This window comes from Stenotrophomonas sp. ESTM1D_MKCIP4_1 (genome assembly GCF_003086895.1).
In the GTDB taxonomy this organism is placed as follows: domain Bacteria; phylum Pseudomonadota; class Gammaproteobacteria; order Xanthomonadales; family Xanthomonadaceae; genus Stenotrophomonas.
Genome location: NZ_CP026004.1, coordinates 3,003,947 through 3,017,016, shown reverse-complemented (window position 1 = coordinate 3,017,016; position 13,070 = coordinate 3,003,947). Strand labels below are relative to the sequence as shown.

The 13,070-nt window shown below is 67.8% G+C and carries 12 protein-coding genes; 7 read left to right on the top strand and 5 right to left on the bottom strand.

Features of this window, described 5'->3' with window-relative positions; all coding sequences use genetic code 11:
• Positions 1 to 20 precede the first annotated feature (20 nt).
• The 3 genes from C1924_RS13825 to C1924_RS13815 form a co-directional block, all read right to left on the bottom strand.
• On the bottom strand, positions 21 to 1,373 hold the full coding sequence (locus C1924_RS13825; RefSeq protein WP_108765818.1) for a sigma-54 dependent transcriptional regulator: 1,353 nt from the start codon (positions 1,371 to 1,373) through the stop codon (positions 21 to 23).
• 241 nt (positions 1,374 to 1,614) lie between these two features.
• Complete coding sequence (locus C1924_RS13820) at positions 1,615 to 2,316, bottom strand: C40 family peptidase (protein WP_254051284.1); 702 nt, start codon at positions 2,314 to 2,316, stop codon at positions 1,615 to 1,617.
• A 200-nt stretch (positions 2,317 to 2,516) separates the two neighbouring features.
• On the bottom strand, positions 2,517 to 3,056 hold the full coding sequence (locus C1924_RS13815) for a C40 family peptidase (protein ID WP_108767066.1): 540 nt from the start codon (positions 3,054 to 3,056) through the stop codon (positions 2,517 to 2,519).
• A 111-nt stretch (positions 3,057 to 3,167) separates the two neighbouring features.
• Between C1924_RS13815 and C1924_RS13810 the strand changes: the two genes are divergently transcribed.
• The 6 genes from C1924_RS13810 (at position 3,168) to C1924_RS13785 (ending at position 8,734) form a co-directional block, all read left to right on the top strand.
• On the top strand, positions 3,168 to 3,650 hold the full coding sequence (locus tag C1924_RS13810) for a peptidylprolyl isomerase (protein WP_108767065.1): 483 nt from the start codon (positions 3,168 to 3,170) through the stop codon (positions 3,648 to 3,650).
• 99 nt (positions 3,651 to 3,749) lie between these two features.
• Positions 3,750 to 4,994 carry a DUF418 domain-containing protein gene (locus C1924_RS13805; RefSeq protein ID WP_108765816.1) on the top strand — a complete coding sequence of 415 codons (1,245 nt, stop codon included), beginning with the start codon at positions 3,750 to 3,752 and terminating at the stop codon, positions 4,992 to 4,994.
• A 197-nt stretch (positions 4,995 to 5,191) separates the two neighbouring features.
• Entirely contained in the window at positions 5,192 to 6,550 is a 1,359-nt protein-coding gene (gene gorA / locus C1924_RS13800) for a glutathione-disulfide reductase (RefSeq protein WP_108765815.1), read from the top strand.
• Positions 6,551 to 6,710: 160 nt separating this feature from the next.
• Positions 6,711 to 7,631, top strand: coding sequence for a DMT family transporter (locus C1924_RS13795; protein WP_108765814.1), 921 nt, complete (start codon positions 6,711 to 6,713; stop codon positions 7,629 to 7,631).
• Entirely contained in the window at positions 7,628 to 7,966 is a 339-nt protein-coding gene (locus tag C1924_RS13790; RefSeq protein WP_254051283.1) for an MGMT family protein, read from the top strand. Before C1924_RS13795 ends, C1924_RS13790 begins: the two co-directional genes overlap by 4 nt.
• A 93-nt stretch (positions 7,967 to 8,059) precedes the next feature.
• Positions 8,060 to 8,734: a rhomboid family intramembrane serine protease gene (locus C1924_RS13785; protein WP_108765813.1), complete on the top strand. Its 675-nt coding sequence runs from the start codon at positions 8,060 to 8,062 to the stop codon at positions 8,732 to 8,734.
• A 145-nt stretch (positions 8,735 to 8,879) separates the two neighbouring features.
• On the opposite strand, the gene C1924_RS13780 is transcribed toward C1924_RS13785, so the two are convergent.
• Positions 8,880 to 10,463 carry an NAD(P)/FAD-dependent oxidoreductase gene (locus tag C1924_RS13780; protein ID WP_108765812.1) on the bottom strand — a complete coding sequence of 528 codons (1,584 nt, stop codon included), beginning with the start codon at positions 10,461 to 10,463 and terminating at the stop codon, positions 8,880 to 8,882.
• An 81-nt stretch (positions 10,464 to 10,544) separates the two neighbouring features.
• The gene (locus C1924_RS13775; protein WP_108765811.1) at positions 10,545 to 11,039 is read right to left on the bottom strand and encodes a VOC family protein; all 495 of its coding nucleotides are present in this window, start codon (positions 11,037 to 11,039) and stop codon (positions 10,545 to 10,547) included.
• Positions 11,040 to 11,172: 133 nt separating this feature from the next.
• On the opposite strand from C1924_RS13775, the gene C1924_RS13770 reads away from it, so the two are divergent.
• Positions 11,173 to 12,828, top strand: coding sequence for an SDR family oxidoreductase (locus C1924_RS13770; RefSeq protein ID WP_108765810.1), 1,656 nt, complete (start codon positions 11,173 to 11,175; stop codon positions 12,826 to 12,828).
• Positions 12,829 to 13,070 lie beyond the last annotated feature (242 nt).

Below are 13,070 nucleotides of genomic sequence, written 5' to 3'. Positions count from 1 at the left end.
CTCCCATGCAGCGCCCGGCACTACCGCTCCGGCGGCAGCTCCAGCTGATGCTTCCGGCACAGCCGGTACACAGTGACCCGCGAAACCTGCATGTGCCGCGCGCAGGCCGATACGTTGTAGCCATGCATTTTCAGCGTCCGCAGCAGCACATCGCGCTCGACCTGGCCGCGGGCGTCCTGCAGCATCGCACGTGGGGCCGGGTGCTCTGCGTCGGCCAGATCCAGATCGGCGGCGGCGATCAGCTCGTGTTCGCTGACGATCGCCGCGCGCTGCACCCGGTTCAACAGTTCGCGCACATTGCCGGGCCAGTCGAAGTGGCGCATGGCCAGGCGCGCGCCGGGGTCGAAGCCACGGGCGCGGCCCGGGTGGCGGCTGCGGAAGCTGCGCAGGAAGTGTTCGGCCAGCAGCAGCACGTCGTTGCCACGATCGCGCAGCGCCGGCATCGGCAGCCGCAGCACGTTGAGACGGTAATACAGGTCGCGGCGGAACCGCCCCTGGGCCACCGCCTGCTCCAGATCGACGTGGGTCGCCGCCAGCACGCGCACATCCACCCGCAGTGGCTGGTTGCTGCCCACCCGCTCCAGCGTGCCTTCCTGCAGCACCCGCAGCAGGCTGGTCTGTGCGTCGGCGGGCAGATCGCCCACCTCGTCCAGGAAGACCGTGCCGCCATCGGCAGTCTCGAACAGGCCGACCCGGCGTTGCGCGGCCCCGGTGAAGGCGCCGCGTTCGTGGCCGAACAGCTCCGACTGCACCAGGTTGGCCGGAATGGCTCCGCAGTTGACCGCCAGGAAGGGCCGGCCGGCGCGTCCGGACAAAGCATGCAGGGCCTGCGCAGCCAGTTCCTTGCCGGTACCGGTTTCGCCGGTCACCAGCACCGGCAGCTCTACCGGAGCGAACTTGTGCAGGGCGGCCCGTACCGTCAGCAGGGCCGGACTGTCGCCGATCAGCGCTGGCAGGCCGCCGCCCGCGCGGATCGCTGCCGTCGGCGGGTCATCCTCGCCGCATTCGCGCTGCATGGCCGTCAGCAGGTCCGGCAGCTCGCGGGGCAGGGTGAACTGGTCATGGCAGGCGCGGAGCAGGGGAGCCCAGCTCGGCGGCGGCGCGTCCAAGCCGGCCGGCAGTACGGCCAGCCAAGGAAGGTGACGATGCTGTTCGACCCACGGCAGCATCGGCTGCAGCGCGTCCGCATCGAGGTGGCGCAGGTCCAGCACCGCCACCAGATGGTCGCGGCCGCGCAGGCCGACGGCCATCGCAGGCGATGGGCTGACACAGCGCAGCTGCCAGCCGGCGGCCGCCAGCGCATCGCGCTCGCCCGCCAGGGGCTGGCCGAACCAGATTACACAGCGTGATGGAACCTGCAGGCTTGCCGCCATGCCTTCCCCCAAGCATCCGGGCAACGCGGGCGGTGGCAGACCGGGCATCGCCGCGTGCCGCCCCACGCCGGGATGCCATGGCCGCATCCAGCGGCCGGTCGCGGCATGCAGCGCGCCGTGACATACATGACCAACGCAGGCTGTGCCGACCAGCGGCCACGTGTCATGAGGGCAGGGGGGAAGGCAACAAAAAAGCCGCTGCAGGGCAGCGGCTTCCGGTGTGGGCGCGGGTGCGGCCGGGTCAGAGCTCGACGCGGCGCGCCTGCATGAACTTGTTGCCCCAGTAGCCGCTCAGCAGGGTATCGACGCGGACGTCCTTGCCGGTGCTGGGGGCATGCAGGAAGCGGCCCTCGCCGACGTAGATGCCGACGTGGTCGACGCGCCCCTTGCGGCCGAAGAAGACCAGATCGCCTGCCGCCAGCGCGGCGCGGTCGTTGATCAGTTCGGCATTGTTGTCATGGGCCATTTCGCGCGAGACGCGCGGCAACTCGATGCCCAGGGCCGAGCGGAACACATAACCGACCAGGCCGCTGCAATCGAAGCCGCTGTCCGGGTTGCTGCCGCCCCAACGGTAGGGGGTGCCCAGCAGGGTCATCGCGCGGCGCAGCAGGGACTGCACCTTGCCGTTGTCGGCTTCGGTGCCCACGACGCTGCCGTTGGCGGCGCTGCTGGTGTCGTAGTTGGCAAGCAGGCGGCTGAGATCGCCGGCCACCATGGCCGAACGGTCCATCAGCGGAATGGTGTCATTGGCGGCCAGATGCGGCAGCAGGGCGGCCAGGGTGGCGCTGGCGGCGGCATCGGCACGGCTGCGCTGGGGAGCGGCAGCATCGGCCTTGGTGGCCGGCCGGGCGATATCGGCCACCTGGGCCGGGGTCGCATCGGTCTTGACGGGGGCACTCTGGGACCAGGCCGGGAGGCTGGTCAGACACAGCGCCAGGCCCAGAAGCACGGGGCGGACACTACGTGAAGAAGCGGCGGTCTGGCCTTGGCCTTGCAGGTCGTCAGTCGTCACGCGTTGGTCACAGAAAAAAAACGATGGGGCATCATGCCCTGTAAAAGCGTCAATAAGTTAAAAATTCCGTTAATAAATCGTTATTTACATAGTGATGCGCGTCACAGTTTTGAACATATCGCCTGTTCATTTTAGCGAAGAACGCGTTTCGCTCCTGTGTAGTGGTCTTTCCAGTAGGCGCCGCTGAGGGAGTCCAGGCGAACGGTGCCACCCGTGCTCGGTGCGTGCACGAAGCGGCCCTCACCCACGTAGATGCCGACATGGGTGACGTTGCCGCGGCTGCCGAAGAACACCAGATCGCCGGTGGCCAGGCGCTGCGGGTCGATCTTCGGCCCCTGCACGGCGGCCAGGTCGCGCGAGGTGCGCGGCAGCTTCAGGTCGACCATTTCGCGGTACACGTACGTCACCAGCCCGCTGCAGTCGAAGCCCGAATCGGGGGTGTTGCCGCCGTAACGGTAAGGGGTGCCGACCAGGCTGATGGCGCGCATCAGCACTGAGTTGGCCGCCTCCGGGTTGTCCGGGGTGGTGGCGGGCCAGTGTGCCGACGGCGGCGCAGGGGCAGGGCGGACGGCCTTGCCGCCACCGCAGGCGGCCAGCAGCAGGGGCAGGGCCAGCAGCAGGGCGGGCGCGAGGGACCGGCGCAGGCCGGACAAAACTGGCGTGATGTGCATGATCTCCGGATAATGCGCCACCTTGGATTGGCCGTCATGATGGCGGCGTCCCCGCCGGGCGACAACCCGCCCCAACCCGCCTGCCTCCGGCAGATCCAGACAGAGTTGCGCATGAAGATCGAAAAAGACCGCGTTGTCCGCTTCCACTACACCGTTTCCGAGGTCGGCCAGGCGCCGATCGAATCGTCGAAGGACCGCGGCGAGCCGCTGTCGATCCTGATCGGCCACGGCAACATCATCCCGGGCCTGGAAAACGCCATGATGGACAAGGAAGCCGGCGCGACCTTCGAGGTCGACGTCAAGGCGGCCGATGCCTACGGCGAGCGTCGCGAGGGTCTGTCCCAGCGCGTGCCGAAGAAGCATTTCGGCAATGCCAAGCTGGTCCCGGGCCAGCAGGTGGTGCTGCAGACCAACTTCGGTCCGCGCGCGGTCACCGTGCAGAAGGTCGGCATGAGCGTGGTCGACGTCGATCTGAACCACCCGATGGCCGGCAAGGACCTGCACTTCGACGTCGAGATCGTCGAAGTGCGCGAAGCCGGCAAGGAAGAAATCGACCACGGCCATGTCCACGGCGACGGTGGTCACCAGCACTGATCGCGGCGCGATCGTGATGGCAGCGACGGCCCGCTTCGGCGGGTCGTTGCGTTTCTGGAACACGGCGCGACCGTCCACGGCGCGCGGGCCGGCGGCATAATGACGGACCTGCCTGCCGGATGCCCCGTGAACACCGCTTCCCCTTCCCTGCAGCCGGTGGCTTCCGGCGAACGCATCGCGGTGCTGGACGTGCTGCGCGGGGTGGCCCTGCTGGGCATCCTGCTGATGAACATCGAGGCCCTCAGCGGACCGCTGGACCTGGCCTTCACCGGTATCGACGCGCGCTGGCACGGGCTGGACTACGCGGCTGATGCCTTTGTCTACATCTTCGTACAGGGCAAGTTCTTCACCCTGTTCTCGCTGCTGTTCGGTGCCGGCTTCGCCGTCATGGCGCAACGCGCGCAGGCGGCCGGCCGCGAATTTGCGCCGTTCTACCTGCGGCGCAGCCTTGGCCTGGCGCTCATCGGTCTGTGCCACGCGCTGCTGGTGTGGTCCGGCGACATCCTGGTGCTGTACGCACTGGTGTCGCTGCCGCTGCTCGCCTGCCGCGAGGCCCCGCGCAGCTGGCTGCCGTGGATGGGGGGCTTCGTGTATCTGGCCGGCGTGTCGATGATGCTGCTCATCGGTGCACTGGTGACGCTCTCCCCGGCGCAGGATCTGCAGAAGATGCTGCTGGACGCGCAGCAGGCCATCGACCAGCAGCGCCTGGTGTATGGGCAGGGCAGCTGGATGCAGGGCAATGTCCAGCGCCTGCACGAGTTCGGCTCCTCGCTGGGCGCACTGGTGATCACCGGTCCGGAAGTCCTGGGCATGTTCCTGATCGGCAGCTGGTTCGCCGCCAGCGGCGCACTGACAGCGCCGGAACGCTTTCCGCGGCTGTATGCCGGCCTGCGTTGGGTTGCCCTGCCGATGGGCCTGCTGGTCACCCTCGGCGGGGTGCTGTGGAAGCCGTACCTGGCGCCGGGTGAATACACCCTGGAGTCCACCGCCGCGATGTCGCTGGTGTCGGTCGGCGCGGTGCCGATGTGCCTGGGTTACCTGGCCTGGGTCGTGCACTGGCGAGCGCGCCTGGGATGGCTGGCACCTTCAGGGCGCATGGCGTTGACCCATTACCTGGCCCAGTCGCTGGTCTGTACCTGGTTGTTCAATCACTACGGGTTGGGCTGGTTCGACCTGATGCCACGGGCGTGGCAGCTGCTGTTCGCACTGCTGCTGTTCGCGCTGCAGGTGGTGTTCTCGCACCTGTGGCTGAAGCGCTTCCGCTTCGGTCCACTGGAATGGCTGTGGCGCGCGATGACCTACCGGCAGTGGCCGCCGATGCGGCGCGAGCGCGGGCAGGGATGATGCCGGTCCGCGCTGCTCACGCTGCGCTGCGTAGGGGCCGTGGCATGCTCGCCTGCAGCGACGGTGCCATCCACGCATGGCGTAAATCTACTCTGCAGCGGCGGTGCCATCCACGCATGGCGTGGATCTACTCCACAGCGGCGGTGCCGCCGATGCAGTGCGTGGATCTATGATTTTCCTTTCTTTGAGCGATTCCGATGAGCACTGCAACGTTTGACTACGACCTGATCGTTCTGGGCGGCGGTTCGGCCGGCTTGGCCGGTGCCATCCGCGCGGCCCAGCACGGCAAGCGCGTGGCGCTGCTGGAGCCCGGTGCGCTGGGCGGTACCTGCGTCAACATCGGCTGCGTGCCGAAGAAGGCCATGTGGCTGGCCGCCGACCTGCACGAGCGCATCGGGCTGGCCAGTGCGATGGGCTTCGATGTACCGGCGCGCCCGGCGCTGTCGTGGAAGGAACTGGTGATCCACCGCCAGGCTTACATCAGCAACATCCACACGAGTTACAACAAGCGACTGGATGAAACCGGCGTGGTGCGCATCCCCGCACGTGGCCATCTGGTCGATGCGCATACGGTGGCGTGCAGCGATGGCGTGCGCTACAGCGCCGAACACATCCTCATCGCCACCGGCGCGCATCCGCAGCGGCCGGATGTTCCCGGTGCCGCGCTGGGCCTGGTGTCTGATGATTTCTTCGACCTGCGCAGTGCGCCGGAAGAGGTGGCGATCATCGGTGGCGGCTACATCGCGGTGGAACTGGCCGGGCTGCTGCAGGCGCTGGGCAGCCGGGTCAGCCTGCTGGTGCGCGGTACGCGCCTGCTGGAGCGCTTCGACTACGAACTGACCGACCAGCTGGCCGAGAACCTGAAGCAGCAGGGTGTGCGCATCCAGTTCGACTTCCGCCTGCGTGAGCTGCAGCGCGAGGGTGAGCGGGTGCGTGCCTTCGGCCATGATGGCCCGCTGGACAGCGTGTTCGATGCGGTGTTCTTCGCGACCGGCCGCCGTGGCAACAGCCGTGATCTCGGCCTGGAAGCGCTGGGCATCAGCATCGGCGAACACCAGCAGGTGGAAGTGGATGAGTGGCAGACCACGGCCGTGCCCAGCGTGCACGCGGTGGGTGACATCGCCGGCAAGGTCGGCCTGACCCCCGTGGCGGTGGCCGCTGCGCGCCGCCTGATGGACCGCCTGTTCGGCGGCCGCCCGAACGCGAAGATGGATTACAGCAACGTGGCCAGCGTGGTGTTTTCGCACCCGCCGCTGGGTGCGGTGGGGATGAGCGAGGAAGAGGCGCGCGCCCGTTTCGACCAGGTGACGGTCTACCACAGCCGCTTCCGGCCGATGCTGCAGGCACTGGCCAATGGCACCCAGCGCAGCCTGTTCAAGATGGTCTGCGCAGGCGCCGAGGAAAAGGTGGTGGGCATCCATCTGCTGGGAGAGGCCGCCGACGAGATCCTGCAGGGCTTCGCGGTGGCGGTGAAGATGGGCGCGACGAAAGCCCAGTTCGATGACACCGTGGCCATCCACCCGACCTCGGCCGAAGAAGTGGTGCTGATGCGGTGATTGGCGATAAATGTAGAGCCGAGCCCATGCTCGGCTTTCTCCGCCTTGGCACCGCGGAGCCGAGCGTCGGCTCGGCTCTACAGGGCAGCGCGCCCCTGCGTGCGACAATGCGCGTCCCCACATACCCCATGGCCACCCCCCTGCGGCCTGTCGCTGTCTGATGTCCAGCCCGTCCCCCCGAATCGCCACGGCGTCCCCGCGCATTGCCCTGGGTGGCATCGGCCTGGCTGCCGTTGGTGCCATCGCCGCGTCCGGCAAAGCCATCATCGTCAAGCTCGGCCTGCGGCATGGTGTCGATGCCACGACCCTGCTGGCCCTGCGCATGATGATGGCGCTGCCGCTGTTCGTGCTGATGGCGCTGTGGTCGGCACGCCGTGCCGATCCGCTGTCCTGGGCCGACCGCGCGCGCGTGCTGTGGCTGGGCTTCACCGGCTACTACCTGTCCAGCCTGCTCGATTTCCAGGGCCTGCAGTACATCAGCGTGACCCTGGAACGGCTGATCCTGTACTTGAATCCGACGCTGGTGCTGCTGATCAACGTGCTGCTGGCACGGCAGCGTCCCGGGCGCTGGCAGATCGCCGCGCTGGCGCTGAGTTACCTGGGCGTGCTGCTGGCGTTCGGCCACGATCTGCAGCGCGAAGGGGGGCAGATCATCGTCGGCAGCCTGCTGGTGCTGGGCAGCGCGCTCAGTTACGCGCTGTACCTGTTCGGCAGCGGCCAGGTGGTCGCGCGCATCGGTGCAGTGCGGCTGACCGCCTACGCCAGCTGCGTGGCCAGCGTGCTGGTGCTGCTGCATTTCGCCATTACCCATCCGCTGCCGTTGCTGTGGCAGGCGCCGGCACCGGTGCAGTGGCTGTCGCTGGTCAATGCCACCGTCTGCACCGTGCTGCCGGTGCTGGCGATCATGCTGGCGGTGCAGCGCGTGGGTTCGTCGCTGGCCGCGCAGGTCGGTATGCTGGGCCCGGTTTCCACCATCGTGATGAGTCTATGGCTGCTCGACGAGCCGATGGGGCCGGCGCAGATCGCCGGCACCGTGCTGGTGCTGATCGGCGTACTGCTGGTGACCCGCCTGCGGCGCTGACGCCGGAGCAGGCGCGGGCTCGCATCCTGGCGGTGATCCGCGCGATCCCGCCGGGTCAGGTACTGGGCTACGGCCAGGTGGCCATGCGCGCGGGACTGCCCGGACGCGCGCGCCTGACCGCGCGCATTCTGGGCCAGAACGAAGACCCGGACCTGCCCTGGCACCGCGTGCTGCGCTCGGATGGGCGCATTGCCATGGCCGAAGGCTCGGCCGGCTGGCGCGAGCAGTCGCAGCGCCTGCGCGCCGAAGGCGTGGTGGTGGAGAACGGCCGGGTGCGCATGCCGGCCCTCGACCCGGCTGCGGCGCTGGATGCCGCACTCTGGGGCCCGGGCTGATTGCCAGCGGCGGTTGAACGGTACGGCCGGGGCGGTCGCCACGCTGTCGTGGTGCTGCGGCTATGATGGAGGCCGTTCCATGCAGGTATACCCATGTTCCCGCGACTGCCAACCGTCACCAAGGCCCTGCTGATCGCCAACGCGATCCTGTTCCTGCTGCAGCAGCCGTTCCTGCTCGGCATGCAGACCTTTGAACCCTTCATGCTGCAGCCGTGGCAGCAGGGCTTCGATGCGTTTTCCCCGGGCGGTAATTTCCAGCCGTGGCAGCTGCTGACCTACGGCTTCCTGCACGGCAGCTTCGGCCACCTGTTCTTCAACATGCTGGCGGTCTTCATGTTCGGCGCGCCGCTGGAACAGACCTGGGGTGAGAAGCGCTTCCTGCTGTACTACCTGGTCTGCGTGGCCGGCGCCGGTGTCTGCCAGTTGCTGGTGGGCACGCTGCTGGACAACCCGGCCACGGTGCTGGGCGCTTCCGGCGGCGTGTTCGGCCTGCTGCTGGCCTACGGCATGCTGTTCCCGAACCAGCGGGTGATGCTGCTGTTCCCGCCCATTCCGATGAAGGCACGCACCTTCGTCATCCTGTTCGGCGTCGGTGAGCTGGTGCTGGGCATGACCGGCTGGCAGCCGGGCGTGGCGCACTTCGCGCATCTGGGCGGCATGCTGTTCGGCTGGCTGCTGATCCGCTACTGGCGCGGCCAGTCACCGTTCAACAAGCGCCGCCCACCCGGCCCACCAAAGCGCCCGAACCATCTGCGCAGCGTCAAATGATCCGAAGGATCATTTGACGCGGGTAGGTGCCGACCGTTGGTCGGCACACCTTATCCGGATCATTTGACGCGGGTAGGTGCCGACCGTTGGTCGGCACACCTTTAACCTTCACGCGGGTAGGTGCCGACCGTTGCTCGGCACGCCTTCACAGATCCTGCAACACCACCTGCGCGGCATTGTGCCCCGGTGCTCCCGTCACGCCGCCACCGGGATGCGTGCCCGAACCACACAGGTACAGCCCCGGCAGCGCACCGCGATAGCCCGCCTGGCCGACCATCGGTCGCGCCGAGAACAACTGGTTGGCACTCAGCGCGCCGTGGAAGATGTCGCCGCCGATCAGACCAAACGTCCTTTCCAGATCAAGCGGCGACAGCACCTGCCGGCCGAGCACGCTGGCGGCGAAGTCCGGCGCATGGCGCTCCACGGTAGCGATCATCAGGTCGGCCACCTCATCACGGTGATCGTCCCAGTGTCGGCCATCGGGCAGCACGGGCGCCACGTGCTGGCAGAACAGGCTGGCCACGTGCTGCCCGGGCGGCGCCAGCGAATCATCCAGCGTGCTGGGAATCAGCATCTCCACGATCGGTTCGCGTGACCAGCCCTCGCAGCGTGCATCCAGCCAGGCGCGGTCCATGTAGTCCAGGCTGGGCGCCATGATGATGCCGGCGCTGAGATGATCGCCGGGGCCGGGCAGGGCGCTGAAGTCCGGCAGCCGTGACAGCGCCACGTTCATCCGGAACGTGCCGGATCCGCAACGCCACTGCGCCATCCGTTCACGCGTGGCCTGCGGTACCTGTGCCGGTTCCAGCAGCTGCTCGTAGAGCAGCTTCGGGTTGACGTTGGCGATCACCGCGCGTGCGTGCAGGGTGCTGCCATCGGCCAGCACCACGCCGGTCGCGTGGCCTTCTTCAACCTGCAGGCGCTGTACAGCGGCGTCCACCCGCAGTTCGGCGCCGGCGGCGCGCGCCGAGGCCGCCATGGCCTGGCTGATCGCCCCCATGCCACCGATGGCATGTCCCCAGGCCCCTTTGACGCCGTTGCACTGGCCGAACACGTGGTGCAGCAGCACATACGCGCTGCCCGGCGTGTACGGGCTGGCGAAGTTGCCGACGATGCCATCGAAGCCGAACAGTGCCTTGATCGGTTCACTCTCGAACCAGCGGTCCAGGTACTCGGCGGCCGAGAGGGTGAACAGGTCCAGCAGTTCCTGTCGCAGCGGTGCTTCCAGGGTGGCCAGTTCGCGGCCGAGGCGCCCCATCTGCCACAGCGCGGGCAAGGCACGCCATCCGCCGGCGACCCCCAGGTCTGGCGGCGCACGCAGTGCCCATGCGCGCAGCACGTCGGCGAAGATCTCCAGTCGCGCCTCGTACTCGGGAAGCCGCTGCGCATCGCGCTCGGAGAACTTCGCCACTTCGGCCTGGGTGCGGCCAGGGGCCGACAGCAGGTAGCGGCCATCGGCCAGCGGCAGGAAGTTGTTGGCTGGCCGGTTGACGATGCGCAGGCCATGGGCATGCAGCTGCAGGTCATCAATGACCTTCGGCTGCAGCAGCGAGACCGTGTAGGACGCTACCGAATTGCGGAAGCCGGGATGGAACTCCTCGGTGACCGCCGCGCCGCCGAGCACGTTGCGCCGCTCCAGCACCAGCACCTTCTTCCCGGCACGTGCGAGGTAGGCCGCACACACCAGCCCGTTGTGGCCACCGCCGACGATGATCGCATCCCAGGTCATCAACACCTCGCAGAAAAAGGGGACGGAGGGGATTAAGTCGCAATGCGCTTGCTGTATGACACGGGGGAGGGCAGAGGCGACTTAATCCCCTCCGTCCCCTTTTTCGATGGCGGCGGCAATCGTGGCGATGTCGATCTTCTTCATCGGCATCATCGCGTTGAAGGCACGCTTTGCCAGCGCCTTGTCCGTACTGGTCACCGCGTCGATGAGCATGCGCGGACTGATCTGCCAGGACACGCCCCAGCGGTCCTTGCACCAGCCGCAATCGCTTTCCTGGCCGCCATTGCCGACGATGGCGTTCCACAGCCGGTCGGTCTCGGCCTGGTCCTCGGTCTGGATCTGGAACGAGAACGCCTCGCTGTGCCTGAACGCCGGGCCGCCGTTGAGGCCGACGCAGGCGACGCCGCACACGGTGAACTCGACCGTGAGCACCGCGCCCTCCTGCCCGGCCGGGTAGTCGCCCGGTGCGTAATGGACGGCGGTCACCGCGCTGTCGGGGAAGGTGTCGGCGTAGAAGGTGGCGGCCTCCAGCGCCTGAGCGTCGTACCATACACAGATGACGTTCCTGACGGCCATGATCGACTCCGCAACGGTTAAAGCGCAGCGATAGCACGCGCCGTGTTAATGCTGGATCGTGCTGCACCGCAGGACCGCGCTACCATGCAGCGCAAGAGCAGTTCCATCCCTGGCAGCACGACAAGGACGATGCGTGAAGATCCTGATCCTCGGTGGATATGGGGTGTTTGGAGGGCGGTTGGTGCAGCTGCTGGCGGACCTGCCGCAACTGCAGCTGCTGGTGGCCGGGCGAACCCTCGCAGCGGCGGAGGCGTTCTGTGCCGGGTACCGTGGGCAGTCCACGCTGCGGCCTTTGCAGGTGGATCGGCAACAGCTGGCGCAGGCCCTGCAGGCCGAGCGTCCCGACCTGGTGGTCGATGCGTCCGGTCCGTTCCAGGATTACGGCAGCCAGCGCTACGCGGCCATCGAGGCCTGTATCGCGGCCGGGATTGATTACCTGGATTTCGCCGATGCGGCTGATTTCGTGTCCGCTGTACCGCAGTTCGATGCGCAGGCGCGTGCGGCTGGTGTCTACGTGCTGTCCGGGGTCAGCAGTTTCCCGGTGCTGACCGCTGCGGTGCTGCGGGTGATGGCCCGCCGCATGCAGATCATCAGCGTGGAGGGTGGCATCGCGCCGTCGCCGTATGCGGGTATCGGCCTGAACGTGATGCGCGCGGTGGTGGGCTATGCCGGGGCGCCGGTGAAGCTGCGCCGTGGCGGTCGCGCAGGTCATGGCGTGGGCCTTGCCGAGAGCCGCCGCTTCACCGTGGCGGTGCCGGGGCGGATGCCGCTGCGCAACCTGCGCTTTTCGCTGGTGGACGTGCCCGACCTGCAGGTGCTGCCGCCAGAGCACCCGACGCTCACCGACATCTGGATCGGTGCCGGTCCGGTGCCGGAAATCCTGCACCGCATCCTCAACCTGCTGGCCAAGGCCCGCCACCGCCTGCGCCTGCCATCGCTGGAGCCGTTGTCGCCGCTGTTCTACACCGTGCTGAACCTGATGAAGTTCGGCGAGCATCGTGGCGGCATGATCGTGCGCGCAACGGGCACGTGCGATGGCGCACCCATGCAGCAGAGCTGGCATCTGCTGGCCGAGGCGGATGACGGCCCTTACATTCCGTCGATGGCCATCGAGGCGCTGATCCGCAAGCAGCTCAGGGGAGAGCGGCCAGCACCCGGGGCGCGCGCGGCGAAGCACGCGCTTGAGTTGGCCGACTACGATGAATTGTTTGCCGGCCGCGCGATCCACACCGGTTTCCGCCAGGACACGCCCGGCGCCAGCCTGTACCAGCGCGTCCTCGGCGATGCTTACGCGCAGCTGCCCGACGCGGTGCAGGCGCTGCATGCACCAGGCGCCGCGCGGCACTGGCAGGGCAGCGCGAAGGTGCAGCGGGGCGGTGGCCTGTTGTCACGGCTGGTGGGGGCGTTGTTCGGCTTTCCAGCGGCGGGCGAGCAGGTGCCGGTCAGCGTCGAGTTCGTGCCCGAGGCGGGCGGCGAGCGCTGGACGCGTACGTTTGCCGGTCGCCGTTTCTCCTCCCTGCAGACCGAGGGGCGTGGTCGTGATGAGGCCCTGCTGGTCGAGCGTTTTGGTGTCGTGTCGGTGGGGCTGGCGGTCGTGATGGAGGGCCGGCGGCTGCAGCTGGTGCCGCGCCGCTGGTCGCTGCTGGGCATTCCGCTGCCGCGCGCGCTGCTGCCCGGTGACCAGAGTTTCGAGTACGAAGAAGACGGGCGCTTCGTTTTCGACGTGGAGATCGGTACGCCGGTGATTGGCCGCATCGTGCACTACCGGGGAGTGCTGGAACCGGCGTGAGGGTTGCTGCGCAGGCGCGCAGGGTGCGGGTTTGTCGGAACTGGAACATAGCCGTGTCGCTTCGGGCGCTGATCGCCGTGCTGCACTGCTTTCAGCGTGACGCTTGTTGCCTGAGATGCGGGCGCCGCCGCGATGACTACCTGCTCCGTTGAAAGTCCCGCGTTTTCAATTACATGGCGTGACCGCGCGTCTTTCATGAAGATGGCGGAGCGGCGCTTTTACCCGCTCCAGCGTCGGTTCCA